Origin of the sequence: Acetobacter vaccinii (assembly GCF_008365315.1) — a bacterium.
Classification (GTDB): Bacteria; Pseudomonadota; Alphaproteobacteria; order Acetobacterales; family Acetobacteraceae; genus Acetobacter; species Acetobacter vaccinii.
In genome coordinates this window covers 840,721-864,827 of record NZ_CP043506.1, presented here as the reverse complement: position 1 = coordinate 864,827, position 24,107 = coordinate 840,721, and the positions used below count along the sequence as shown (strand labels likewise).

At 61.7% G+C, this 24,107-nt stretch carries 19 protein-coding genes; 11 read left to right on the top strand and 8 right to left on the bottom strand.

The window, feature by feature from the left end:
- Positions 1-168: 168 nt before the first annotated feature.
- The 5 genes from FLP30_RS03835 to cyoD all read left to right on the top strand — a co-directional run bounded on the left by FLP30_RS03835 (position 169) and on the right by cyoD (position 5,399).
- Positions 169-942, top strand: coding sequence for a Bax inhibitor-1/YccA family protein (locus tag FLP30_RS03835; protein ID WP_149278661.1), 774 nt, complete (start codon positions 169-171; stop codon positions 940-942).
- Between the two features lie 596 nt (positions 943-1,538).
- A complete protein-coding gene (gene cyoA, locus FLP30_RS03830) occupies positions 1,539-2,465 on the top strand; it encodes a ubiquinol oxidase subunit II (protein WP_149278660.1) in 927 nt (308 codons plus the stop codon).
- 5 nt (positions 2,466-2,470) lie between these two features.
- Complete coding sequence (gene cyoB / locus FLP30_RS03825) at positions 2,471-4,462, top strand: cytochrome o ubiquinol oxidase subunit I (protein WP_149278659.1); 1,992 nt, start codon at positions 2,471-2,473, stop codon at positions 4,460-4,462.
- A complete protein-coding gene (gene cyoC, locus FLP30_RS03820) occupies positions 4,462-5,067 on the top strand; it encodes a cytochrome o ubiquinol oxidase subunit III (protein ID WP_149278658.1) in 606 nt (201 codons plus the stop codon). Before cyoB ends, cyoC begins: the two co-directional genes overlap by 1 nt.
- Entirely contained in the window at positions 5,067-5,399 is a 333-nt protein-coding gene (cyoD, locus tag FLP30_RS03815; RefSeq protein ID WP_149278657.1) for a cytochrome o ubiquinol oxidase subunit IV, read from the top strand. The genes cyoC and cyoD overlap by 1 nt, the downstream gene beginning before the upstream one ends.
- Before the next feature lie 481 nt (positions 5,400-5,880).
- Here the strand turns inward: cyoD and fdxA are convergent, their stop codons facing one another.
- A complete protein-coding gene (fdxA, locus tag FLP30_RS03810; protein WP_149278656.1) occupies positions 5,881-6,213 on the bottom strand; it encodes a ferredoxin FdxA in 333 nt (110 codons plus the stop codon).
- 176 nt (positions 6,214-6,389) lie between these two features.
- The gene (locus FLP30_RS03805; protein WP_149278655.1) at positions 6,390-8,975 is read right to left on the bottom strand and encodes a helicase-related protein; all 2,586 of its coding nucleotides are present in this window, start codon (positions 8,973-8,975) and stop codon (positions 6,390-6,392) included.
- 113 nt (positions 8,976-9,088) lie between these two features.
- Between FLP30_RS03805 and FLP30_RS03800 the strand changes: the two genes are divergently transcribed.
- Both FLP30_RS03800 and FLP30_RS03795 read left to right on the top strand, forming a co-directional pair.
- Positions 9,089-10,537 (top strand): leucyl aminopeptidase family protein, encoded by a 1,449-nt coding sequence (locus FLP30_RS03800; RefSeq protein ID WP_149278654.1) that lies wholly within the window; start codon positions 9,089-9,091, stop codon positions 10,535-10,537.
- A 133-nt stretch (positions 10,538-10,670) separates the two neighbouring features.
- The gene (locus FLP30_RS03795) at positions 10,671-11,084 is read left to right on the top strand and encodes a MarR family transcriptional regulator (protein WP_149278653.1); all 414 of its coding nucleotides are present in this window, start codon (positions 10,671-10,673) and stop codon (positions 11,082-11,084) included.
- A 93-nt stretch (positions 11,085-11,177) separates the two neighbouring features.
- Here the strand turns inward: FLP30_RS03795 and FLP30_RS03790 are convergent, their stop codons facing one another.
- Positions 11,178-12,200, bottom strand: coding sequence for an MraY family glycosyltransferase (locus tag FLP30_RS03790; RefSeq protein ID WP_168200038.1), 1,023 nt, complete (start codon positions 12,198-12,200; stop codon positions 11,178-11,180).
- A gap of 52 nt (positions 12,201-12,252) precedes the next feature.
- Here FLP30_RS03790 and FLP30_RS03785 point away from each other — a divergent pair, with 52 nt between their 5' ends.
- From FLP30_RS03785 to FLP30_RS03775, 3 genes are read left to right on the top strand one after another with little or no spacing between them, the layout of a single operon-like run.
- Complete coding sequence (locus FLP30_RS03785) at positions 12,253-14,280, top strand: polysaccharide biosynthesis protein (RefSeq protein WP_149278652.1); 2,028 nt, start codon at positions 12,253-12,255, stop codon at positions 14,278-14,280.
- Positions 14,281-14,302: 22 nt separating this feature from the next.
- Positions 14,303-15,439, top strand: a complete 1,137-nt coding sequence (locus tag FLP30_RS03780) for a DegT/DnrJ/EryC1/StrS family aminotransferase (protein WP_149278651.1) — start codon at positions 14,303-14,305, stop codon at positions 15,437-15,439.
- A 9-nt stretch (positions 15,440-15,448) separates the two neighbouring features.
- Positions 15,449-15,913 (top strand): hypothetical protein, encoded by a 465-nt coding sequence (locus FLP30_RS03775; RefSeq protein ID WP_149278650.1) that lies wholly within the window; start codon positions 15,449-15,451, stop codon positions 15,911-15,913.
- A 72-nt stretch (positions 15,914-15,985) separates the two neighbouring features.
- On the opposite strand, the gene FLP30_RS03770 is transcribed toward FLP30_RS03775, so the two are convergent.
- From FLP30_RS03770 to FLP30_RS03760, 3 genes are read right to left on the bottom strand one after another with little or no spacing between them, the layout of a single operon-like run.
- Positions 15,986-17,350, bottom strand: a complete 1,365-nt coding sequence (locus tag FLP30_RS03770) for a dihydroorotase (RefSeq protein WP_149278649.1) — start codon at positions 17,348-17,350, stop codon at positions 15,986-15,988.
- 48 nt (positions 17,351-17,398) lie between these two features.
- On the bottom strand, positions 17,399-18,796 hold the full coding sequence (gene gorA / locus FLP30_RS03765; protein ID WP_149278648.1) for a glutathione-disulfide reductase: 1,398 nt from the start codon (positions 18,794-18,796) through the stop codon (positions 17,399-17,401).
- A 44-nt stretch (positions 18,797-18,840) separates the two neighbouring features.
- Entirely contained in the window at positions 18,841-19,737 is an 897-nt protein-coding gene (locus tag FLP30_RS03760; RefSeq protein ID WP_149280197.1) for a ferredoxin--NADP reductase, read from the bottom strand.
- A 362-nt stretch (positions 19,738-20,099) separates the two neighbouring features.
- Here FLP30_RS03760 and FLP30_RS03755 point away from each other — a divergent pair, with 362 nt between their 5' ends.
- On the top strand, positions 20,100-22,454 hold the full coding sequence (locus tag FLP30_RS03755) for a helicase-related protein (RefSeq protein WP_149278647.1): 2,355 nt from the start codon (positions 20,100-20,102) through the stop codon (positions 22,452-22,454).
- Between the two features lie 18 nt (positions 22,455-22,472).
- Here the strand turns inward: FLP30_RS03755 and FLP30_RS03750 are convergent, their stop codons facing one another.
- Entirely contained in the window at positions 22,473-23,420 is a 948-nt protein-coding gene (locus tag FLP30_RS03750; protein WP_149278646.1) for an SDR family oxidoreductase, read from the bottom strand.
- The gene (locus FLP30_RS03745; protein WP_210419340.1) at positions 23,417-24,079 is read right to left on the bottom strand and encodes a DedA family protein; all 663 of its coding nucleotides are present in this window, start codon (positions 24,077-24,079) and stop codon (positions 23,417-23,419) included. The genes FLP30_RS03750 and FLP30_RS03745 overlap by 4 nt, the downstream gene beginning before the upstream one ends.
- Between the last annotated feature and the right edge of the window lie 28 nt (positions 24,080-24,107).

Here is a 24,107-nt window from a genome sequence, read left to right as displayed (position 1 = left end):
CGGTTCTGGCATGCGGGGCGGGAAAACGGGTGCCCGGGGCGGGCCTGCTGGGGCGCCATGGGGCCTGTATGCATGTCATGAGTGCTGATCACCCTTGACGGAACGGCAGGGCAACCACAAATATGATCATAAGCAAAGCCGGACAGTCCGGACAAGGAGAGTAAAAACATGTCGTTTAGTCGCGACTACCGTTCCCCTACAGCCGCGACAGGCTGGGACGAACAGGCGCGTATCGACGCCGGATTGCGCGCCTATATGCTGCGTGTTTACAACTGGATGGCGTCTGGCTTGCTGCTGACAGGCATTGTTGCCTATGTCATTGCCAATACAAGCCTGAGCGGCCTGTTCTTTCAGGTTATCGCGACTGCGGCTGGCCCGGTGCCACGGCCCACGCTGCTGGGCGATGTGGCTATGCTGTCCCCGCTGGCTTTTGTGCTTGTCATGTCCTTTGGTATTAACCGGCTCTCGCTTCAGGGGGCGCAGGCTCTGTTCTGGGCGTTCTGCGCGGCCATGGGCAGCAGCCTTGCCAGCATCTTTGTGGTGTATACTGGCACTTCCATTTTCCGCGTGTTTCTGGTCACGGCCTGCATGTTCGCAGCGACATCGCTCTGGGGTTATGTGACCAAAGCTAACCTGATGCGCTTTAGCTCCTTCCTGACCATGGGCCTGTTCGGGCTTGTGATCGCCGGGGTTGTAAACCTCTTTCTCAAGAGCGAAGCCGTCTATTATGTGTACAGCATTGTCGGTGTTGTCATCTTTACGGCATTCAGTGCCTTCGACGCCCAGCGTATCCGCGTGACCTATGCCCAGCTTGCTGCGTATGAAGGCCCGGAGATGACCGCCAAGCGCAGTGTTTACGATGCGCTGAGCCTGTATCTGAACTTCATCAACCTGTTTCAGTTTCTCATGCAGTTCATGGGTGTGCGCAGCTCCAGCGACTGAGTCCCGCACCTCTGACATCATCTGCCTCAGACCGGTTAGAACCCCGGCCCGCAAGGGTCGGGTTTTTTTGCGTTCAAGGTATGTGCTGGATGAATGATGGCATGCTTGATCAGAATGGGGAGCAAAAAAGTCCTGATGGACATTTTTACCCTGTGATCACGGATATATGAACACGCCAATTGCGCCTAACGATATGGAAATAAAGGCAGAAATTGGGCATGGCTGCCGTTTTTGAAATATCCTGTTACATTTCGTTACAAAGGTGAGGGGGAGGGCAGGCCCGCGTGTGGAGCCTGTCAAGCCATGTAACCGATTGTGACGAAAGGCAGATGGAACTTTTCTGGCGTTTGAGAATCTCCCCGTTGGGAATAGAGTGGCGCCACTGTGTCTCCAGCAAGACCAGGAGGCCGCTGCTGCGCAGACAGTCCCCTGATTTCCTGTCGGGACAACGGTCCGCGGGGCGTGTTCGGACAGGTACGGTCGCATTGGGGGCTGGGGCGCGGTTTTTCTTGCTGTTGCTGTATGTCTATGGCAGCACGGCAGGAGTCTTGTGAGGCTTATGAGACTAGTTTGATGTCAGAACCAAGAGGCGTGCGATGAAAAACAAGTTACTGGCGAGATCGGCGCGATTGGGCGGCCTATCGTCAGCGTTGCTGCTTGCAGGGTGTGAACTCGATGTTCTCGACCCCAAAGGCCCGGTGGGGGAGGGTGTCAAATCCCTGATTACCACCTCCACGATCGCAATGCTGATTGTTGTGGTTCCGACCATCCTGCTGACGCTGGTGTTTGCCTGGCAGTACCGCCAGTCCAACACGAGCGCCGAATACCTGCCGAAATGGGACCACTCCAACAAGATTGAAGTGGTGATCTGGGGCGTGCCCACGCTGATCATCCTGTTTCTGGCAGTCATCACCTACCAGACGTGTCATACACTGGACCCCTACCGGAAGCTGACGGCCGACGCCAATACAAAGCCGCTGCATGTTCAGGTTGTGGCATTGGACTGGAAGTGGCTGTTCATTTACCCGGAACAGGGCATTGCCGTGGTCAACCAGATGGCCATGCCGGTCAACACACCGGTTGACTTCGACATTACCTCGGATTCCGTGATGAACGCGTTCTTCATCCCGCGCCTCGGTTCCATGATCTATGCCATGGCAGGCATGCAAACCCAGCTTCATCTGCTCGCAAGCGAAGCCGGTGATTACATGGGTGAGTCCTCCAACTACAGCGGTCGTGGCTTCTCGGACATGAAATTCCGGGCCCTGGCAATGAGCGGGGATGAATTCAATGCATGGGTTGAGAAGGTGCGTTCTTCCTCCGAGCAGCTGGATGGGCAGACCTATCCGAAGCTGGCCGCTCCGAGTGAAGCAAACCCCGTCGAATACTTCGCGCATGTTGAACCCGGCATGTTCGACACGATCGTTGCCAAATACAATAACGGCATGGTCATGGACAAAAGCACTGGCAAAATGATCCAGGTGCAGCAGTCCGCGATGTCCGACATGAATATGAAGGAATAGGATCTATGCTAGGGAGACTATCGTTTTCGGCCATCCCGTTGGATGTGCCGATCCTGGTAGGGACGTTCATCGGCGTTGCTATTGTCGGTGTCGCGGTACTGGGGCTTATTACTTACTACGGCAAGTGGGGCTACCTCTGGAAAGAGTGGTTTACCACTGTTGATCACAAGCGCTTGGCTGTCATGTACATTGTACTGGCGCTGGTTGCTCTGTTCCGCGGCTTCGCGGATGCTATCATGATGCGTACCCAGCTTGCTCTGGCGTATGCAAGTAACCCCGGTTACCTGCCACCGCATCACTACGACCAGATCTTTTCGGCCCACGGCACGATCATGATCTTCTTCCTGGCCATGGCGTTCATGACCGGTCTGTTCAACTTCATTGTGCCGCTGCAGATTGGCGCGCGTGACGTTGCTTTCCCGTTCCTGAACAACCTGAGCTTCTGGATGACGGCCGTCGCGTTTATCCTGGTGAACGTTTCTCTGTTCATTGGTGAATTCTCGCAGTGCGGCTGGCTGGCGTATCCGCCGCTGTCCGAAAATCAGTTCAGCCCTGGCGTGGGTGTTGACTACTATATCTGGGCGATCCAGATCTCGGGTGTCGGCACGCTTCTGACAGGTGTGAACTTCTTCGTGACCATCGTGAAGATGCGCGCACCGGGCATGAGCTGGCTGAAAATGCCGGTCTTTACCTGGACTGCGTTCTGCTCTTCCATCCTGATCATGGTGTCCTTCCCCGTTCTGACGGTTGCTGTGGCCCTGCTGGGTCTGGACCGTTACTTCGGCATGCACTTCTTCACCAATGACGGTGGGGGTAATCAGATGATGTACCTCAACCTCATCTGGGCGTGGGGTCATCCGGAAGTTTACATTCTTGTTATTCCTGCCTTTGGTGTGTTCTCCGAAGTGGTTCCGGCATTCTCCGGCAAGCCGCTGTTCGGGTACAAGACCATGGTTTATGCAACCTGCTCCATCATGGTGCTGTCCTTCCTTGTGTGGGTGCATCACTTCTTCACCATGGGTGCTGGTCCGGACGTGAATGCCTTCTTCGGCATTGCGACCATGATTATCTCCATCCCGACCGGTGTTAAGCTCTTCAACTGGCTTTTCACCATGTATAAGGGCCGCATTCAGTACCATGCCTGCATGTACTGGGCTGTTGGCTTTATGGTGATCTTCACCATCGGTGGTATGACCGGTGTGATGATGGCCATTCCCGGGGCTGACTTTGTTCTGCACAACAGCCTGTTCCTGATTGCCCACTTCCATAACGTGATTATCGGTGGTGTGTATTTCGGCTACATCTGCGGCATGAACTTCTGGTTCCCGAAAGTTATGGGCTTCAAGCTCAGCGAAAGCTGGAGCAAGCGCGCTTTCTGGTTCTGGTCTGTTGGCTTCTTCTTTGCATTCGTGCCCCTGTATGTCCTGGGTTTCGAAGGCATGACCCGCCGCCTCAACCACTATGACAACCCGGCCTGGCATCCCTGGATGCTGATCGCAGAAGTGGGCGCTGTGCTCATTCTGTTTGGGATTGTCTGCCAGCTCGTGCAGCTGTACGTGTCCATCCGTGACCGTAACCTGCCCGAAAACCGCGACGTGACGGGTGACCCCTGGAACGGCCGTACGCTGGAATGGTCCACCTCCTCCCCGCCGCCCGTGTATAACTTTGCCATTGTCCCGCATGTCCATTCTCTGGATGCGTATATGCATGACAAGGAAAACGGCATCGACACGCGTCAGGCTGGTGCACAGTACGCCCCGATCCACATGCCCAAGAACACGGCTGCTGGCTTCCTGGTTGGTGCATTCTCCCTGATCCTCGGGTTTGCCGCGATCTGGTACATTTGGTGGCTGGCTGCTCTGGGTCTGGTTGGTGTGATCGGTACGGTTATTGCCCGTAGCGCTAACAAGGATATTGATTTCTATATCCCGGCTGAAGAAGTTGCCCGCATCGAGAATGAGCACACCCGTAAACTGATGGCACAGGCAGCTGAATAATGGCACAGAATACAACTGTTCAGACCGCGGGCCACGACGAACACCATCACGAATCTCCGGTGGTGTTCGGGTTCTGGGTCTATCTGATGACGGACTGCATCATCTTTGGCACGCTGTTTGCCACGTTTGCAGTTCTTCGGGATCAGTTCAATGGTGGCCCGACCGGGCGTGAGCTGTTCGAAATTGGTGGGCTTGGGCTGGAAACAGCCCTCCTGCTGATCTCGTCCATCACGTACGGGTTTGGCATGCTGGCTGCTTACAAGCAGCAGATCAGCAAGGTCATCATGTGGCTTGGTGTCACCTTCCTGCTCGGCCTCGGCTTTGTCGGTCTGGAAGTGAACGAGTTTGCCCACCTTATCGCTGAAGGTGCTGGCCCGGATCGCAGTGCGTTCCTGTCCGCGTTCTTCACGCTGGTGTCCACGCATGGTCTGCACGTAACCTGCGGCCTGATCTGGATTGTGACCCTGATCGTTCAGCTGATGGGCACGACCGAGATCCCTGAGCGCATGATGAACAAGCTCTCCTGCCTGAGCCTGTTCTGGCACTTCCTGGATATCGTCTGGATCTGCGTTTTCACCTATGTCTATCTGGGGAGCATGATGTGATGAGCACTCCGCATACAACCTCCTCGGGCGAAAGCCATGGCAGCGCTGCATCTTACCTGATCGGGTTTGTGTTTGCTGTTATCCTCACGGTTCTGTCCTTCGGGATCGTGTTGACCCATAGCCTTTCCCCGGCTGGCACTCTGGCGGCTCTGTCCATTCTGGCCCTGATTCAGGTTCTGGTGCATCTGCGCTACTTCCTGCACATGGGTGGGGATTCCGAGCACCGCTGGAACAACATCTGCTTTATCTTTACCATTGCCTTTGTGACGATTCTGCTGGTTGGCACGGTCTTCATCATGACCAACACCGCCGCGCATATGATGTCCCGCTAATAAAGGCTTCTGGCAGGCCACCCTTTCGGGGGTGGGCTGTTGAAGGTAGCAAAAAGCCCCGGAACGTTCCGTTCCGGGGCTTTTTTGTTGGGTGCAGGTTTTGTGCCGCGGGGCATGGGTGAGGGTGGAAACCCCTACCGGCTTGTCTTGGAAAAGCTAGAGCGCTGCTACGCGCTTTCCTTAAGAAAGAGAGCAGGCCTGTGGGAGCCGCTCCATCAGGCACCATGAGCCTTCATGGTATTGGGACAAGGCTGAAAGAGCAGCCTATGTCGCTTTAAGCGGTGCAGGAAGCGGGATCTTACCCACTGCGATGTTGGACGGCCAAAGCGGCATACCCAGACTGTTTTTGCGGCCTCAATGCTCAGGGATAATCCCGGCAGATGAACTCAGAAGGCCAAAAAAAAATGGCACCTCCAGGGGTGCCATTTTAGTCGGGCTTGCATGCCGGTACCGGGCGCAGGCCCGGTCACTGACAGGTCGATCAGCCCTCGTGCGGGTTGGGGGACAGCAGCGCCGTTTTGTCGGGGCGGTCCTTCCAGTCCTCAGCATCGGCAGGGGGCGTGCCCTTGCGGGTGATGTTGGGCCACTGGGCTGCGTATTTGGTGTTTATTTCCGCCCATGCAGTCGCGCGGTCATCACTGTCGGGGAAAATGGCTTCAGCCGGGCATTCCGGTTCGCACACACCGCAGTCAATGCACTCGTCAGGGTTGATAACAAGAAAGTTCTCGCCAGCGTAGAAGCAGTCAACGGGGCAGACTTCCACACAGTCCATGAATTTGCAGCGGATGCAGTTTTCAGTGACCACGTAGGTCATTGCCATCTCCGAAAGTTATCTGGCGGCCAAAAAAGTGCCAGCCGGGTGAGGATGAGGACGGTACTGGCACCATACAAGGGCCACCCCGCTTTGGGATGGCGCATGATATGGGGGGGTTTTGGCCTCATGGCAACCCGCCTGTACGCACAGGAGCCCAAGACTGTTGCCTGTGGGTCTCAGAGATGTCCGCGCAGGCTGGCCAGAATGGCAAAAGGGCTATCCTGGGTACGGATTCCCGGCTTGGGGCGGTCGGGTGTGAAAGCCCGCGCCTTTTTCTGCTTTTTTACCGGGGGCGGGGGCAAAATCATGCACGGTGCAGGCGGGCCGGGCTGCGTGCGGGGCAGGCTGGTGGCCAACCGTAGGGGAACACCCAGCGCCAGCAGCACAGAGGGCAGGTTTTTTTTTGAAACCCCCAGACGTGACGGCAGGGCCACAGGCAGGGGGCGCGGGCCTTGGCGGGCATAGTCGCGCAGTTCCTGCCGAATGGTTGTGGCAATATCGAGTCGGAGCAGGGCTGGACCAGCGCAGACCCACCCCATAGCCAGCAAGGCCTGCCTCTGGGGGCGGTCGGGTGGTGCAGGCAGGGGGGTAGAGACCGTGCCAGCAGGAGGCAGGGCGGGCATATCCTGCCCATGGGCCAGCCCCAGGAGCAGGCGGCGCAGCGCCATGGCCTGTGGGCGGAACAGCCGCGTGCAGAACAGGGCCGTCGTATCGTGCTGAATATGCAGGCGTGACAGCAAAGCCTGCTGCGCGCGCGACAGAGGGGGCAGCACGGGGCAGGGGGCAACCCCGCCGTGTTCCATCAGAATATGAACCAGCCCACGCAGGGCCGGGTGTTCCGCCACGGCTGCTTCGGCCTCGTACAGCGGGGCCAGATCGTGCCGGATATGTGCCTGTATGAAAGCGGCCAACCGCTGGTGGACCTTGTCCTTCTGGCTGCTGTCCAGAAATTCGGCATCCCTGACATGGACTATAGGGGTCACGACATTCGGGCCCGGGCGCAAGAGTCCGACCTGTGCCTCCTGCCAGAGGATATGGCCGTTCTGGGTGTCCAGTTCCAGCTCTGTATCCGGGGCGTGCAGGAAGCGGGCGACCAGCCGTGGCAGTTCGCTCCGGGCTGCCCGGCGGGCCGCACGCAGGATCAGCGGTTGGTCTGCCTGCGCGGTTTCGGGGTCGGGTTGGAAGGCAAAGCCATGCATGCGCCCGACGGGGTGGCCCTCCACGCTGATTTCCCCCGCCCGGTTCATGGCGGACAGCAGGGGTTTGCTATCGGCTTCCTCCAGACGGCGCGCCAGACTTGCGGCGCGCCTGTCCACAAAGCGGGTGGTCAGCCGCTCGTGCAGGGCATCGGACAGGGTGTCTTCCAGCATGCGGGTGTGGCGCTGCCATTCCTCGGCCTGCTCCACCCAGCCGGGGCGGGCCGCTACGTAGGACCAGATGCGGATACCCATCAGCCGCTGCATCAGGGCTTCCATATCGCCCTGTGTCTGGTCCAGCCCGTGCAGGCGGGCCTTGAACCAGTCGGCTGGCAGGCGGCCCTTGCGGGCAAGCAGGGTAAAGATCTGCTCGCACTGGCGGATATGGCTGTCCTCTCCCAGTTTGCGAAAATCGGGGATCTGGCACACTTCCCACAACAGGCGTGTTTTCTCCCGGCCCTGCGCCAGAGCGCGCAGGGTGGAGTCACGCAGGAACGTGTGCAGCATCAGCAGGTCTGTCGCCGGTTCCGCCGGGCGCAAGCTGGGATGGGGAGATTTGGCGCAGAGGCTGGCGTAAAGTGCATCGACCGATGAGAAGTCGAGCGTGCTGTTGCGCCACCAGAGGAATGGCAGGGGGTCAAAGCGGTGTTCCTCCACTGCGTCTACCAACCCGTCGGGAAAGGGTGGGCACTCCCCTGTGGTGCCAAAAGTGCCGTCCCGCGCACCACGTCCCGCACGGCCAGCAATCTGTGCCACTTCCGCCGGGCGCAGCAGGCGGTGCTGCTGGCCGTCAAACTTGGCCAGACCCGCAAAGGCGACATGGTGAATATCCATGTTCAGCCCCATGCCTATGGCATCGGTGGCCACAAGGTAGTCCACCTCACGGTTCTGGTACAGGGCAACCTGGGCGTTGCGGGTGCGGGGGGAAAGTTGCCCCATGACAACCGCACACCCCCCGCGTTTGCGGCGGATCAGCTCGGCAATGGCGTACACCTCCCCGACCGAGAAGGCGACAATGGCCGAACGGGCAGGCAGGCGTGACAGGCGGTTATGGCCGGTGCAGGTCAGGTTGGACAGGCGGGGCCGGGTTTCTATCTCAACCCCTTTGATCAGGGTCTTCATCAGCGGGGCAATGGTGTCCGCACCCAGGAACAGCGTTTCGGCCTGTCCGCGGGCGTTGAGCAGCCGGTCGGTAAAAATATGTCCGCGCTCGGGGTCGGCGCAGAGCTGGATCTCATCGACCGCCATAAAGTCCACCGGCCGGTCCATGGGCATGGCCTCAACCGTGCAGGAAAACCAGCGGGCCTGAGGGGGGACAATTTTTTCCTCCCCCGTAATCAGCGCCACGGCCCGCACACCTTTAAGGCGTACCATGCGCTCGTAGTTTTCCCGCGCGAGCAGGCGGAGCGGAAAGCCGATCATGCCCGAGGCATGGGCCAGCATGCGCTCCAGCGCCAGATGGGTCTTGCCGGTGTTGGTGGGGCCGAGGATGGCACGCACAGGGGCGTCTGGGGTGGAGTCCTGACCTGGGGACCGTGCGGGGCTCTGGCGTGCGGAAGCCTTCATGCCCGCATGCTCATCCGCCCTGCCCGGAAAAGCAAGCCACCGGGGCCATATTTTGCGCCCGTTGCATCACTGCACGGATACGCGCACTGTGCGGCCAGAGGGAGGGAACCGAAATGTCCATGCGTGAACCAGACTGCCTGAGTATAGGAAGCCGCCGCCAGCCGCAGCATGTTGCATATGCCGTGCGCGCCTCGGAACGTGAGACATTGGTGACATGGGTGGGCGAGAAAGCGGCTGCCTTTGCCGATGCCTGCGGCTTTGTTGCCCGGCCCGGACAGACCCTGCTGTTGCCCGCTGAGAATGGACAGGTGCAGGCCCTGCTCGGTATTCCCGAAAAACCTGTGCGCGACCCTTATGTCTTTGGGGCGCTGGCCCGTGCCCTGCCTGCGGGGGACTGGCGTGTGGATGCGCCCGATGATGTGCTCCGGCAGGATATCATTCTGGGTTTTTGCCTTGGGGCTTATGCCTATTCGCTCAAGTCTGTGTCGAAGGCGGTCGGGCCTAAGCTGCTTGTCAGCAAGAAGGAAAAGAGCGGTCTGGCGCTGGAAATGGCCCGCTCCATCTGGCTGGCGCGCGATCTGGTGAATATGCCTGCCAACCTTCTTGGCCCGTCGGAACTGGCACAGGCGGCCCGCCTGACGTTGGAACCGCTGGGGGCCGAGGTGGACATTATCAAAGGTGCCGCTCTGGCGAAGGCTTATCCGCTGGTGGCGCATGTGGGGCAGGGGTCGGAGCGTGCGCCTAGGGTGGTGGTGGCCCGCTGGCGCGGGACCGGGGCGGGTAAGGATGCCCCGCTGCTGTCGCTGGTAGGCAAGGGCGTGTGCTTTGACAGCGGGGGGTATGACCTCAAACCCTCGTCGGGCATGCTGCGGATGAAAAAGGACATGGGCGGCGCGGCCACGGTGCTGGGGCTGGCCCGGCTGATCATAACGCAGAACCTGCCGATACGGTTGGAGGTGCGGCTGGGCTGTGTGGAAAACAGTGTGTCAGGCGGGGCCATGCGCCCGCTGGATGTGGTTAAAAGCCGCGCCGGTCTGACAGTGGAAATTGGCAACACCGATGCCGAGGGGCGGCTTGTCCTGTGCGATCTGCTGCATGAGGCGGGTGAGCAGTCTCCCGCCCTGCTGCTTGATGTGGCGACCCTGACAGGGGCGGCCCGTGTGGCTCTGGGGCCGGACCTGCCCGCCTTGTTCTGTCAGGATGATCAGACCGCCACGGCCTTTATTGAAGCCTCTAGGCAGGAAGCCGATCCCCTGTGGCGGCTGCCCCTGTGGGCCGGGTATGATGACTGGCTGAACAGCAAGGTTGCGGACATCAGCAATATTTCCGCACGACCCATGGCAGGGGCTATTACTGCCGGATTGTTTCTTGGGCGTTTTGTAAAACCAGACCAGCGTTGGGTGCATATCGACAGCTATGCGTGGAATGATTCCAGCCGCCCCGGTCGCCCGGAAGGCGGAGATTCTCCCGGAATTCGGGCAATGTTCGAAGCTGTGCGGACTCTTTTTGACGGGGCGGATGAGAACGTTGTCTTAAAGAAGTCACAAACACAGGGGAAATAATTCTCTACTACGCCTTTAAATGGTCATTTCGATTCCTATATAAACTAGGTCATGACGCTGCGTGGTGCAGCCCACGTGGCCGGTAAAAGACAGCCTGTTTTGTAAAAGGCCTGGAAGACAAGAGGAAAGTGTTATGGTTCAGACTGCAGAAAAGTCAGAGGATCTGGTCAAGACCCTGCGGGATACCATCGTATCGCTCGTACGTGGGGAAGGCCCGGACCTGTCCGCCCGCCAGCTTGCCGTGTTCCTGACCTGTTATCTGGACGAAAGCGGGCAGACCGTGCGTGGGCTGGCAGCCAGCCTGAACGTGTCCAAGCCCGCTATTACCCGTGCGCTCGACCGCTTGGGTGAGCTTGATCTGGCCCGCCGTAAGGTGGACCCGCTCGACCGTCGTTCCGTTCTGGTGCAGCGCACGCCCAAGGGTGCCGCGTATCTGAAGGAAATCCGCAAGGTCATGGGTGATGCCGTGCAGACCCCTGCGCGCAAGACCCATGCTGAAGATAAAACGGCTACGGTTCGCCGCCTGCGTCGGGTTGTGGCGGCCTGAGGCCACCTGGCGTTCCAAACCGCCGGGGCAGCGTCTGACCTGCTGCCCCGGCGGTCGGTATAAACCCCATGGTCCCTGCGCTACCTTGTGTGGCTACCAGGGGCCTATGGGGTTTTTTTGTGCCCGCACGATAGCCAGAGCCGTCCAGCCAAGCTGCGGCACCAGCACCAGTACCAGCAGGGTCGCAAGGGGCAGGGCTTCTGGGCCAGGGAGTGTGGCTGTGGCACAGGCTATGCCGCCACCCCATGCTGTCAGCCCCCATTCGGCCATGGAGACTGTCCTGACGGTCAGGCCACTGCGGTAAAGCACTTGGTACAGGTGGCCCCTGTGGGCCTGCATCAGCCGTTGGTGCGCCAGACTACGGCGTATCAGGGTAAAGGTGACATCGTAGAGCAACGGGGCCAGCACGGCAGGGCCGAACAGCCAGCCGGATGGGGTCGTGGCATGTTGCGCTCCGTACAGCGTTGCCATGCCCGCCAGCAGGCCACAGCCCTGACTGCCCACATCCCCCATGAAAATACGGGCCTGTGGAAAGTTGAAGGGTAGAAACCCCGCAAGGCAGGCCGCCAGCAATGCCGCAGGCCAGCGTAATTCGGGCACACCCAAAGAGGGCGCAGCCCCGGCCAGCAGCAGGCAGCCCACCAGCAAGCAGCCTGAAACCAGACCGTTCAGCCCGTCCATGAAGTTGATGGCATTGGTGCAAAAAATCAGCCACAGCACGGCAAGCCCCATGCCGGGCAGAGTATTGGCGGTGCCAGCCCCCGCCACGACCAGCACCGCCGCCCCGCATTGGGCGGCAAGCTTGATGCCCGCTGGCCATTGGCGCAGGTCATCCAACCAGGAAACCCCACATAAAATGCCCAGTGCGATAACTGCCAGCAGGCTGGTGCGGGGCATGGGCTGGGGGGCAAAGAGCAGCAGCAGCGGCCAGACGGTGGCAAAAGCCAGCATAATGCCAATGCCCCCGCCCTTGGGGGTTGGGTGGTTGTGCGCGCTGCGGTGGTCGGGGTGGTCAAGCACCGCAAGCCCGATCATGGCACGGACAAGCCCGGCGGAGAGCAGGGTTGCGCCCGCCAGACAGAAAAACACGCGCACAGGGGTGTCGAAAAAGATCATACCGCCGTTATTCTGGCTGTACAGCGTCCGCTAGGCTATAGGGACAAAGAGAATGGCATTACCCCGCGCCCTGCCCCTGTCCTGCATCCTTCGGTGGCGACCGTTGAACTGGATGGCGGTCAATGTCCTGCTTGATGGCATGCTGGCGGCCCTGTCTGCCCCAGTGGCGCGGTGGTTGGCAGCCCCGCAGGACGGCCTGCTGCATCCGCTGTGGTTTCTGGCAGGGGGGGGCATTACGCTGCTGGTCAGCGGGTTGCCGTTTCGCATACCGCAACAGCACTGGCGGTTTGCCGGGGTGTCAGACCTGTTGGGCATTGCCTGTGCCTCTGTTGCCAGTTCTGTCCTGTTTTCCCTTGGGTTGTTGGCAACGGGTGTGCCGCTGCCAAGCCCCGCTTTTCCCATGATTTATGTGCTGGTGCTTGTTGTTGCGCTGGGGGGCGGGCGGCTTGCTTATCGGCTGGGTTCTCTCCGGGCTGGTTACACGGCCCTTGGGCACCAGCAGGTTGTGCTGGTGGGGGGGGACGAGGCCTCGGACCTGTATATGCGTGCCTTTGAGCGCGGCTCCGATCAGGCCATGCGTGTGACAGGGATTGTCGTGGCAGGGGCGGGGCAGGCGGGCCGCCGTATCCGTAACGTGCCTATTCTGGGCCATGTGCAGGATATGGCACTGATCCTCCAGACACTGGGGGACAGGCATCGCCTGCCGCATGCCCTTGTGATTGCCGACCCGGCTTTTCGGGGGTGGCGGCTGACAGCCTTGCTGAATGCGGCGGCCAGGCACGATGTTGCGGTATTGCGTGCTCCAGCCCTGACAGCCCTGACCCCGGCCCGGCAGGTGTGCTTTCAGCCCGTGCGGCTGGAGGATTTGCTGAACAGGCCGCAGATCGCGCTGGACCGCAAGGGTATGGAACATCTGGTGCGTGGGCAGGTGGTGCTGGTTACAGGGGCGGGGGGCACGATCGGGGCCGAACTGGCCCGCCAGATTGCCCGGCTTAACCCGCAGCGGCTGGTGCTGCTGGACCATGGGGAGTTCGCCCTGTGGCAGAGTGATATTGATCTGGCCGAACACGCCCCCCAGACCCCGCGTGACATTGTTGTAGCCGATGTGCGTGACCAGGCGCGTATCAACGCGGTTATGGCCCATTATCGCCCAGGGCTGGTGTTTCATGCAGCAGCCCTCAAGCATGTGCCTATGGTCGAGGCCAACCCGACAGAGGGGCTGCTGACCAACGTGCATGGCACTCGGGTTGTGGCTGATGCCGCGGCGCGCCATGGGGCGCGGGCCTTAATTCTGATCTCCACCGACAAGGCGGTTAATCCCTCTGGTCTTATGGGGGCGTCCAAACGGGCGGCGGAAATGTACTGTCAGGCGCTGGACATCCGCGCCAGAGCCGCCGGGGCGGGGCAGATGCGTTGCATCACGGTGCGGTTTGGCAATGTGCTGGGGTCCACCGGGTCTGTTGTGCCGCTGTTTCGCCACCAGATCGAGCGCGGTGGGCCGCTGACAGTGACCCACCCCGATATGCACCGGTATTTCATGACCGTGTCCGAGGCTGTCAGCCTTGTTCTCCAGGCCAGTGTCCGCGGCACACAGGGTCTGGAAGGCACGCAGACCGACACGCTGCTGGGTCATGGCGGTATTTTTGTGCTCGATATGGGGGAGCCGGTGCGTATTCTTGATCTGGCGCGCCAGATGATCCGGCTTGCCGGGCTGCGTCCGGAGGAGGATGTTGCCATCCACTTCACCGGCCTGCGACCGGGGGAAAAACTGCATGAGGAACTGTTCCATGGGCGCGAAGCCCTGGTGCCGACCGACGCCGCAGGCCTGCTGATGGCCACCCCCCGCACGGTTGACCTGACAATGGTGGCCGATGTGGTGGAGCAGATGACACAGGCCGCCCGCCAGGGTGACAGGAAGGCAGCCCTGCATATTCTGTCATTGCTGGTGCCCGAGTTCGATCATAACCGGGAAGGCGGCGTGTATGCCCCAGGTGGTTCACACATGGACATGGGGGCCGCAACCGGGCAGGAAGACTGCACGCAGGCGGATGAAGGAGCGTGGCGTAGCGCCGCGCGGTAATGGCATGAAATCGGGTGAGGGAATGAAGAGTTCAGACACAAGGCCCATCGCGTTTCTTGATCTGGCAGCCCAGCAGAAGCGGCTTGGCCCGGCCCTGCGCCAGCGGCTGGATACCGTGCTGGCGCATTGCCGCTTTGTCATGGGGCCGGAAGTGGAGGAGCTGGAAGGCCGTCTGGCCCAGTGGTGCGGCGCGCGTGAGTGCGTGGGCGTGTCCTCTGGCACGGATGCCTTGCAGATTGTGATGATGGCGGAAGGCATAGGCCGGGGCGACGCCGTGTTTCTGCCCGCCTTTACCTACACCGCCACGGCGGAGGTGCCGCTGGTGCTGGGGGCAACCCCGGTGTTTGTGGATGTGGACCCCGACACGTTCCAGATCGACCCGGACCACCTGCGGGCGCGTATTCGTGCCGTGCGTGCCCAGGGTACGCTGCGCCCACGGGCCATTGTGGGGGTGGACCTGTTTGGCCAGCCAGCCCCCTGGGCCGCCCTGCGTGCCATTGCGGAGGAGGAAGGGCTGTTCCTGTTGTCTGACTGTGCCCAGTCCTTTGGTGCAGTGCAGGCAGGCCAGCCGCTGGGGCGGGAGGCCACAGCCACAACCCTGTCGTTTTTCCCCTCCAAACCACTGGGTGGGTATGGGGATGGCGGGGCGATCCTGACGGATGACCCCGAGCGGGCTGCACTCTACCGCTCGCTGCGGACCCATGGGGAAGGCACTACCCGTTACGAAGTGCTGCGTACAGGCATGAACGGGCGGCTGGACACCTTGCAGGCGGCTGTGCTGCTGGCCAAGCTGGATGGCTTTCAGGCCGAGCTTGACCGGCGTGAGGCCATTGCCTGCGCGTATGACAGCGGGCTTGCGGGCAGTGTGCAGGTGCCTGTACGCGTGCCAGACAGCCGCAGCGCCTGGGCGATTTACGCAATCCTGCTCAAGGACACGGCCGAGCGCACGGCCCTGCAGGACAGGCTGAAGGTGCAGGGTGTGCCATCGGCCATCTATTACCCGTTGCCGCTGCACTGGCAGCCTGCCTACCGTCCGCACCATGACGGCACGACCCTGCCTGTGTCGGAAGACCTAGCCGGGCGTATTCTGGCGCTGCCCATCCACCCGGAACTGACGGATGAGGACGTAGCGCGTGTTATTGCTGCGGTGCGGGGCTAGGAGAGCATTATGCGTAAGGAAACCGCCTTTATTATCGGCTTTCTGATTTTTACCATGACAACAGCGGCACTGATCTGGTGGGTGGCGCTGCCCAACTTCAAACCTGTTGTTCTGCCAGAAGTGGCCAGCGGCACGATTGAGGTCGGCCCCATGCGGCGCAACCATGTGCTCGATGCCGAGGATATTCATACCCTGAACGACTGGCTGAAGGCTCATAAGTCAGGCTGGGGGCCTGTCAGCCGCACGCCGCCGTCATCGGGCGATGCGCGCTTTGTCCTCAAGGACGCCAATGGGGTGGATGTGCTGGCCATAACGCTGTGGACAGGCATTAGTGCCGCGGACTGGAACGATACGGTGTTTGTCGAATCCCCCGATGGCACACAGGTGCATATGCAGAATTTCTCGACCAAGGAATTCGCGCCGCTGCGGATGATAGTGGACGGGTTTCCCTTCCGTCACTCCGCTTTCCCCTAAGCGGTCAACAAAAACCCCCGCGGGCCGGAGCCACGCGGGGGTTTTTGTTTGGAGCCTCTGGCCGGTGTGCCCTCAGGAGGCAGGGCGGTCGGTTGAATCAAAACGGAAAGGCTCACCCACAGCCTTGTCGGCCAGCGTGCCTTCCCACATGACCTGATGGCCACGGATAATCGTGCCAACCGGCTTGCCGGTTACCGTTTCCCCCGTAAAGGGCGACCAGCCACAGCGCGAGGCCAGCCAGTCTTCTTTGATGGTCCACTGGGCCTTGAGGTCCACGATTGTAAAGTCGGCATCATAGCCCACGGCAATGCGGCCTTTGCGGACCAGCCCGAACAGTCTTTGCGGGCCAGCCGATGTTAGGTCCACCAGGCGGCGCAGGCTCAGCCTGTGGTGGGCAACGTGGTTGAGCATGAGCGGCAGCAGGGTCTGCACACCCGGCATGCCGGAGGGGGAGGCCGGATAGGGCTTGGCCTTGGCCTCGCGGCTGTGGGGGGCATGGTCGGAGCCAATAACATCGGGCAGGCCCTGCCCAACCCAGTGCCACAGCCCGTCACGATGGGCGGCGGAGCGGATGGGCGGGTTCATCTGGGCAAAGGTGCCAAGGCGGGGGTAGGCCTCCTCAGCAGCCAGTGTCAGGTGCTGGGGGGTCAGTTCACAACTTGCAATGTCGCGGTTGCGGGCAATCAGTTCCAGCTCGGCCGGGGTGGTCACATGCAGGATATGCACCCGGCGGCCGGTCTTGCGGGCCAGGTCCAGCACGCGCTGGGTGGCACGCAGCGCGGTTGTGTCGTCACGCCAGACCGGGTGGGAGGAGGGGTCGTTATCAACGCGCTCCCCCATACGGTCTTTCAGGCGGGCTTCGTCCTCGGCATGGATGGCCACGCGGCGCTGGCCGGAGCGCAGGACACGCTCCAGCATGGAATCTTCCGAAACCAGCAGGTTCCCGGTCGAAGAGCCCATGAACACCTTGATACCCGCCGTGCCGGGCAGTTTTTCCAGCGCACCGCACTCGTCCGCATTGTCGATGGTGGCGCCGACGTAAAAGGCGTGTTCGCACCACATGCGGTTGCGCGCCCGCGCCAGCTTGTCGGCCACGGCCTGCGGGGTGGAGGTGGTGGGCTTGGTGTTGGGCATTTCAAAAACGCCGGTCACACCCCCCAGCACCGCCGAGCGGCTGCCGGTTTCAAGGTCTTCGTTTTCTTCCGCGCCGGGTTCCCGGAAATGGACCTGCGTGTCAATCACGCCGGGCAGAATGGTCAGGCCTGTACAATCCACCACGCGGGCGGCGGGGGCTTCCCCCCCGATGGCGCTGACCATGCCGTCACGCACATAAACAGTCGTCTGCACCGTGCCATCTGGCAGCACGACCGAACCGTTTTTAAGCGCCAGATCATGGCTGCCTGTTATCGGGTGGGTGGTACGGTCGGAAGAGGCCACGGCTGTTGTCCTTGCTGTTATGTCGGGTCGCGGTATCTGGGCGGCGTATCAGGGTGTATGCGGGGTCTCACGCGTACGGGTACGCAGTGTCACCAGCTCTTCCGCCGAGGTGGGGTGGATGCCAATGGTGCGGTCAAAATCCGCCTTGGTCAGCCCGGCGGTGACGGCAATGGCCACGGCCTGAAGCATCTCCGGGGCATCATCCCCCAGAATATGCACGCCCACCACTTTCTGGCTGTCCTGCGCGACCACCAGTTTCATGACGGTCTTGCGGTCCTTGCGGCCACCCAGCGTGTGGCGCATGGGGGTAAAGCGGGTCATGTAGACATCAACAGCGCCAGTCTGCGCGGCTTCCGCCTCTGTCAGCCCTACAGTGGCCAGAGGGGGCGAGAAGAAGACAGCCTTGGGTGTTGTGTTAAACGACCACTGCCGTGGGGGCGCGCTGCCAAACAGGCTGTCGGCCAGGATGTGCCCTTCGGCAATGGCCACGGGGGTCAGGTTGATGCGGTCTGTCACATCCCCAATGGCGTAAACGCCGGGCTGGGTGGTCTGGCTGTGGGCATCAACCACGATCCGGCCAGAGTCGGCTGTGGTGATGGTGGTATTTTCCAGCCCCAGCCCGTCAATCTTGGGGCGGCGGCCCGTTGCCAGAAAAACGCAGTCCGCCCGCAGGGTCTGACCGTTATCGAGGGTGACAGCATACTCTGCCCCCTCCTGCGTGATCCGGGTCGGGTTGGCATGGGCGTGCTGGGTAATGCCGCGCGTTGTAATGGCCTCGGCCAGTGCTGTGCGCATGTCCTCATCAAACCCACGCAGGGGCAGGTCGCGGCGATAGATCAGGTCTACCTTGGACCCCAGCCCGGCAAAAATGCCGGCAAATTCGATCCCGATATAACCACTGCCTACAATGACGACCCGCTCGGGGCGCTGGGGCAGGTGGAAGGCCTCGTCCGAGGTAATGGCCAGTTCCGCACCGGGGATGTCGGGCCGGACCGGGGTGGAGCCGGTGGCAATAACAATGCGCTCGGCTGTGACCGTGCGCGGCGTGGCGTCGGGGTCCAGCGCCGCGGGGTCTATGCGCAGGGTGTGGCTGTCCACAAAGCGGGCATGGCCAGTCAGCAGTGTGACTCCTGCTTTTTCCAGCATGGAGACATAAATGCCGTTCAGCCGTGTGATTTCACGGTCCTTGGCGGCAATCAGGCTGGGCCAGTCGTGGGTGCCGGGCTGGGTGTTCCAGCCAAAGCCGTGGCTGTCACGGGCAATATCACCAAATTCACTGGCCTGTACAAACAGCTTTTTGGGCACGCAGCCCAGGTTGACACAGGTGCCACCCCAGTGGCGGCTTTCGGCCACCGCTACGCGTGCCCCATAGCTTGCCGCTATGCGTGCACACCGCACACCACCGGACCCCGCCCCGATGACAAGAAGATCAAAATCATAGGCCATGGCGCGTGGCTCCTGTGTTGTGCTGGTGTGTGTCTGGCTGGGTTTTAGCGTTCGGCGAAAGCCTTTTCCACCACATACGCGCCAGGGGTGGTCATGTTGCCTTCGTCAAAGCCACGGGCTTCCAGCAGGGCTTCGGTGTCGGCCAGCATTTCAGGCGACCCGCAGATCATCACCCGGTCATGCTCGGGGTCGAGCTCGGGGATGTTCAGGTCGGTGAAGATCTTGCCGGATTCGATCAGCTTGGTAATGCGCTCGGTCACGGCAAAGTCTTCACGCGTGACGGCGGGGTAATACAGCAGCTTGGCTGCGATATCTTCCCCCAGGAACTCATGCTGCGGCAGTTCGTGGCGGATGTGGTTGGCGTAAGCCAGTTCACCCGACACGCGCACCGTATGGGTCAGGATCACGCGGTCATAACGCTCATAGCATTCCGGGTCCTTGATCAGGCTCATGAACGGGGCAAGCCCGGTGCCAGTGGACAGGAAATACAGGTTACGGCCGGGGCGCAGGTTGTCCAGCAGCAGCGTGCCAGTGGGCTTGCGGCCGATCAGCACGGTGTCACCCACCTTGACGTGGCGCAGGCGCGAGGTCAGCGGGCCATCGGGCACGGCAATGGAGAGAAACTCCATTTCGTCAGCATAGTTGGGCGAGGCAATGGAGTAGGCGCGCAGCAGCGGTTTGCCGTCCACCTCAATGCCGATCATGGCAAACTGCCCGTTTTCGAAGCGCAGGCCCGGATCACGCGTGGTGGTGAAGCTGAACAGCCTGTCGGTCCAGTGGTGCACGGTCAGCACCTTGGCGGGGTAAAGGTGGCCGTATTCCTTGGTGGGGGGGGCAAGGCGCCACACACCCTCCTGGCCGTCAACAGGCAGCAGGCCACTGGGGGCTTCGGATTCGGATACCTTGGGAAGAACGGCGTTTGCGGCAATGGTTTCGGACATGGACTGCTTTGTACTCCGCATGCAGCAGGTCAGGACAGGCGTGCTCCGCCCGGCCGGGGTATGGTCTGGCGCGGGAGGCATCGCAATGCTTTGGTGGCGGTTTTATGGGAAAGGGCGCGGGCTGTAACGGGTGTCCATGCCACACAAGGGCGTAAGCACATGTGGCACGGCACACCACACCACCGCCCAGGCCGGAAGCCATATTTCTCGCCACCGGCGCGCAGAATGGACACAGGATCGGCTTTATAGCAAGGCCCAAGTGCGCTGTGGTCCAGTGCCGCGGGTGCAGGGCCGCTTGAAATTTTTCTTTCAGGCCGGGGTGGAGCATTGTTCCCGCGTCCGTCCTGACGCAAGAGTAGCGCATGACATCAGACCATTCAGCCTCCCCCGCGCGTGACGCGCTTGCCCAGGTCATGCGCCGTACCGGCCTTGCCCCCGAAGCCAAGGAAGAACACGAGGTCCTGCGCAGGCTGGCCCGCGCCCTGGCCCCTGGCGCGCGGGATGTGCCCGACGACACTTACCGCCATGTGCTGTGCCTTGTGCGGCGGCGCAAATGGGTGTCGCGCCTGCTGGACCGCACCCGCCGCAGCGGGCGGATCTGGATCACGCGGGAGGAGATGGAGGAAGCCGCGGCAACGGTGACAAACCCGGAGCCCGACGACCAGACATTGGAAAACGCTCTGGCCCCTGTGGCCATGGCCCGATTGCGCGGATACGGCGCAACCCCGCGTGCCGCCTTTGAAAGTGTGCGGGCTGACCTGGTGGACACCGGGCGCGTGCCATCGCCTGCCCAGACCGAACTGCTGCTTATGGCAGTGGCCGTCGCCTTTGGCCTGCCTGAGGGTGATCCCTTTCTGGATACCCTGCTGAGCGAGGAGCGCCAGCGCCAGCACACCGCGACAACCATTGAGCAGACCGGCCGCGAACGCCGCGAGCAGGAAGAAGAGCAGCTTCGCGCGTGGGAAGAAAGCCTGGTACCTTTTAGCGAGGTACCGCGCCTGCTGCATTGCTCCGGCCGGGAAGCCCTGCGCTGGATTGCGGAAAACCGTCTGCCCGTAGCCCGCAAGCTGCGTGAGGCCGGTGGGCGCGAGAAGTGGGAATTCGACCCGATCCAGCTTGTGGCCCTGCGCGGCAAGCTGGTGGAATGGCGGCGCGACAGCAAGGGCGACGATACGCCCCCCAGTGTCGGGCATGTGGCCCCGGATATGGGCCGCAAGGTGGCCAACGCCGTGATTGCCCGTGTGGCTGCGCTGGACCGTTACGCCGCGCATTTCCGGACTGCGCGGGCCTTGAACCGGCGGATTACGCTGGTGACGGGGCCAACCAACTCCGGCAAGTCCTATACGGCGCTGAATGCGCTGGCCCAGGCCGAAAGTGGGCTGGCCCTGGCCCCGTTGCGGCTGCTGGCGCATGAATTCCGCGAGGCGCTGGCCGCGCGCGGGGTTGAGGCATCGCTGGCAACAGGGGAGGAGCGTATTCTTGTGCCCGGCAGCCGCCATCTGGCGGCCACGGTCGAGATGTGCCCCTTCTACAACCCCGTCGATGTTGCCATTATTGACGAAGCACAAATGCTCTTCGACACCGACCGAGGGGCCGCGTGGACAGCCGCCATCATGGGGGTGCCAGCCCGGCACCTGTATGTTCTGGGCGCACCTGACTGTATTCCCATGGTGCGGCGCATTGCCGAACTCTGCGGCGACCCGCTGGATGAAATTTCGCTCGAACGCAAAAGCCCCCTGCATGCTGCCAGCCAGAGTGTGCGCCTGACGGAACTGAGCCAGGGTGATGCGCTGATCGCTTTCTCCCGCCGGGAGGTGCTGGACCTGCGCGCAGCCCTTATGCAGCATGGCCGCCGGGTTGCGGTTGTGTACGGTGCGCTCAGCCCCGAAGTGCGCCGGGCGGAGGCCCAGCGGTTTAACAGTGGGCAGGCTGATATTCTGGTGGCGACCGATGCCATTGGCATGGGGCTTAACCTGTCCATCAAGCGGGTGGTGTTTGCATCACTCCGCAAATACGATGGCCGCGAAACGCGTGATCTGAGCGTGCAGGAAGTCAAGCAGATTGGCGGGCGTGCAGGGCGTTTTGGCAAGCACGAGGCCGGTGTGGTGGCGGTACTGTCCGGTGCGGGCAGCCCCACTTTTGTGCGCCGCCAGCTTGAGGCGGATGCAGAAATACCGGAAGACCTGCGCCCCTTCGTGCAGCCGGACGTGGATATTGTGAAGGCTGTGGCGTCGGAAATCGGGTCGCAGAGCCTGTATGGCGTTCTGTCCCGTATTCGCCGCGCCGTGCTGCGTAAGGATGACCCCAACTACCGTCTGGCGGATATGGAGCAGGCCTTTGCCATTGCCTCCGCGCTGGAAGGGGTGGAGACGCTAGACCTTGCTACGCGCTGGTCTTACGCCATGTGCCCGGTGGATGACCGGGACAATGGCATCCGCCGCCTTGTGGGCTGGGCTGCCGACCATGCCGCCGGGCGGCGTGTGCCCCCACCGGGCACCGGGCGCCTGCCTGCGGCCGACCGTGCGGGGCGTGAGGAGCTGGAACGGGCTGAAAAGCGCCACAAGCGCCTTGTGGCCTGGCGCTGGCTGGCACTGCGTTTTCCCGAGTTCTATCCCGATCGGGAGGAGGCCGAGGACACAACCCGCCAGTTGAATGACTGGATTGAAAGTGTCCTGCGGCAGCAGAGCCGCGCACGCCGCAGCACCCAGAAATCCTGATAACCCGGAGGGAGTGTGTCAGAACGTCTTTGTCAGGCGCTCGGACACATCCCACAGCCGTATGGCGGTGCTGGTTTTAAGCGCCGCTGGCGGCACATGGGCCGGGCCGGGGGCACCATGCCGTTCGCCCTTGCCTTGCGGGCCGTAGTAGTCGCCATCCCGCGCAGTGGGGCACAGGGCGGCATACAGCAGGGGCTCGGCCCCATGCGCTGCGGACTGCCCAAACACACGGAGCACAGCCCCGCCTAAGGCCTGCTCCACCCGGCCCAGAGGGGCAGGCAGGCTGGCGGCCTGTCCGTTGCGCAGGATCGAGGTTGCCGCCCAGCCGGGGTGTGCCGCGCGGGAATGCAGGTTCCACCCGTTCTCACCCGCCCTGCGTGCCAGCTCGCGCGCAAACAGCAGGTTGGCCAGCTTGCTGCGCTGGTAGGCCCCAAACGGGCTGTAGTGGTGGCGGCTTTGCAGATCATCAAAATGCAGGGTGTTTTTGGCGGCGGCCAGACTGGCCACAGTCACAACCGTGCCCCCTTGCGGGGAGGCCTCCAGCAGAGGGCGCAGGTGGGCGGTCAGGGCAAAATGGGCCAGGTGGTTGACCCCAAACTGCACCTCAAACCCGTCCTGCGTTTCCAGCCTGTGGACAGGGGCCATGATACCTGCGTTGTTGACCAGAATATCCAGCCGGCCCGTCAGGCGCGCAACCTCGTCAGCCCCGGACTGTATGGAGGTGAGTGAGGCCAGATCCATTGGTATCAGCGCCACATCCGCGTCTGGGTGCTGGGCGCGCAGCCTGTCCAGAGCGGCCTGTCCGCGCGCCGGGTTACGCACGGGCAGCAGCAGGCGGGCACCGCGCCGGGCAAGCCCCAGGGCCACCTGTAAACCAAGGCCGCTGGTGGCCCCGGTGACAACAGCGGTCTGGCCGAGCAGGCTGGGGGTGGAATGTTCAACACGCCACTGGCGGTCGCGGCTCACGAGGTCTGTTCCCGCAGGCGTTCGTCGTTCTGTGCGGCTTTCATGGCTTCCTCCGTCAGGCGTTTCTCGTTGTGCTTGAAGAAGATGAGCAGGGCCAGAATCACGATCAGCGCCGCCACCCCAAAGGCCACGGCCAGCCAGCCGGACAGGCGCTCTATTTCCTTACCCAGCAGATAGGCACATGTGGCGTATCCCCCGGCCCAGAACACACCTCCAAGCGCGTTGTAGAACAGGAACGTATGCCACGGCATACGGTTCGCCCCGGCCAGAATGGCCACGAACATGCGCAGGATGGCAATAAAGCGCCCGAAGAAAACAACAGGCCCGCCGTGTTTGAGAAACACATAACGGCCCAGCAGAAGCCGCTTTTCCGTCAGCCCTATTTTTGGTCCATGCCGGTGTAGCATACGCATGCCCAGAGCATGGCCCAGCAGGTAGCCCAGGTTATCCCCCATGATGGCACCGGTTATGCCCGCAATGACCACACCCTGAATGTGCAGCTTGTGGGTGGTGGCGCAGAACAGCGCACCCGTTATCAGCAGGCTTTCCGCAGGCAGGGGCAGGCCCATGCTTTCAAGCATGACCACAACGCCGATGACGCCATAGCCATAATGGGTGAACAGGCCGGTCAGATACTCGGGCGAAAAGAAATTATCCAGAATGTGTAACAGAGTGGAAAATCCTGTG

Excerpts from the sequence above, each read along its gene's own strand:
- FLP30_RS03835 (WP_149278661.1), top strand. The coding sequence starts at position 169 with ATGTCGTTTAGTCGCGACTACCGTTCCCCTACAGCCGCGACAGGCTGG.
- cyoA (WP_149278660.1), top strand. The coding sequence starts at position 1,539 with ATGAAAAACAAGTTACTGGCGAGATCGGCGCGATTGGGCGGCCTATCG.
- cyoB (WP_149278659.1), top strand. The coding sequence starts at position 2,471 with ATGCTAGGGAGACTATCGTTTTCGGCCATCCCGTTGGATGTGCCGATC.
- cyoC (WP_149278658.1), top strand. The coding sequence starts at position 4,462 with ATGGCACAGAATACAACTGTTCAGACCGCGGGCCACGACGAACACCAT.
- cyoD (WP_149278657.1), top strand. The coding sequence starts at position 5,067 with ATGAGCACTCCGCATACAACCTCCTCGGGCGAAAGCCATGGCAGCGCT.
- fdxA (WP_149278656.1), bottom strand. The coding sequence starts at position 6,213 with ATGACCTACGTGGTCACTGAAAACTGCATCCGCTGCAAATTCATGGAC.
- FLP30_RS03805 (WP_149278655.1), bottom strand. The coding sequence starts at position 8,975 with ATGAAGGCTTCCGCACGCCAGAGCCCCGCACGGTCCCCAGGTCAGGAC.
- FLP30_RS03800 (WP_149278654.1), top strand. The coding sequence starts at position 9,089 with ATGTCCATGCGTGAACCAGACTGCCTGAGTATAGGAAGCCGCCGCCAG.
- FLP30_RS03795 (WP_149278653.1), top strand. The coding sequence starts at position 10,671 with ATGGTTCAGACTGCAGAAAAGTCAGAGGATCTGGTCAAGACCCTGCGG.
- FLP30_RS03790 (WP_168200038.1), bottom strand. The coding sequence starts at position 12,200 with ATGATCTTTTTCGACACCCCTGTGCGCGTGTTTTTCTGTCTGGCGGGC.
- FLP30_RS03785 (WP_149278652.1), top strand. The coding sequence starts at position 12,253 with ATGGCATTACCCCGCGCCCTGCCCCTGTCCTGCATCCTTCGGTGGCGA.
- FLP30_RS03780 (WP_149278651.1), top strand. The coding sequence starts at position 14,303 with ATGAAGAGTTCAGACACAAGGCCCATCGCGTTTCTTGATCTGGCAGCC.
- FLP30_RS03775 (WP_149278650.1), top strand. The coding sequence starts at position 15,449 with ATGCGTAAGGAAACCGCCTTTATTATCGGCTTTCTGATTTTTACCATG.
- gorA (WP_149278648.1), bottom strand. The coding sequence starts at position 18,796 with ATGGCCTATGATTTTGATCTTCTTGTCATCGGGGCGGGGTCCGGTGGT.
- FLP30_RS03760 (WP_149280197.1), bottom strand. The coding sequence starts at position 19,737 with ATGTCCGAAACCATTGCCGCAAACGCCGTTCTTCCCAAGGTATCCGAA.
- FLP30_RS03755 (WP_149278647.1), top strand. The coding sequence starts at position 20,100 with ATGACATCAGACCATTCAGCCTCCCCCGCGCGTGACGCGCTTGCCCAG.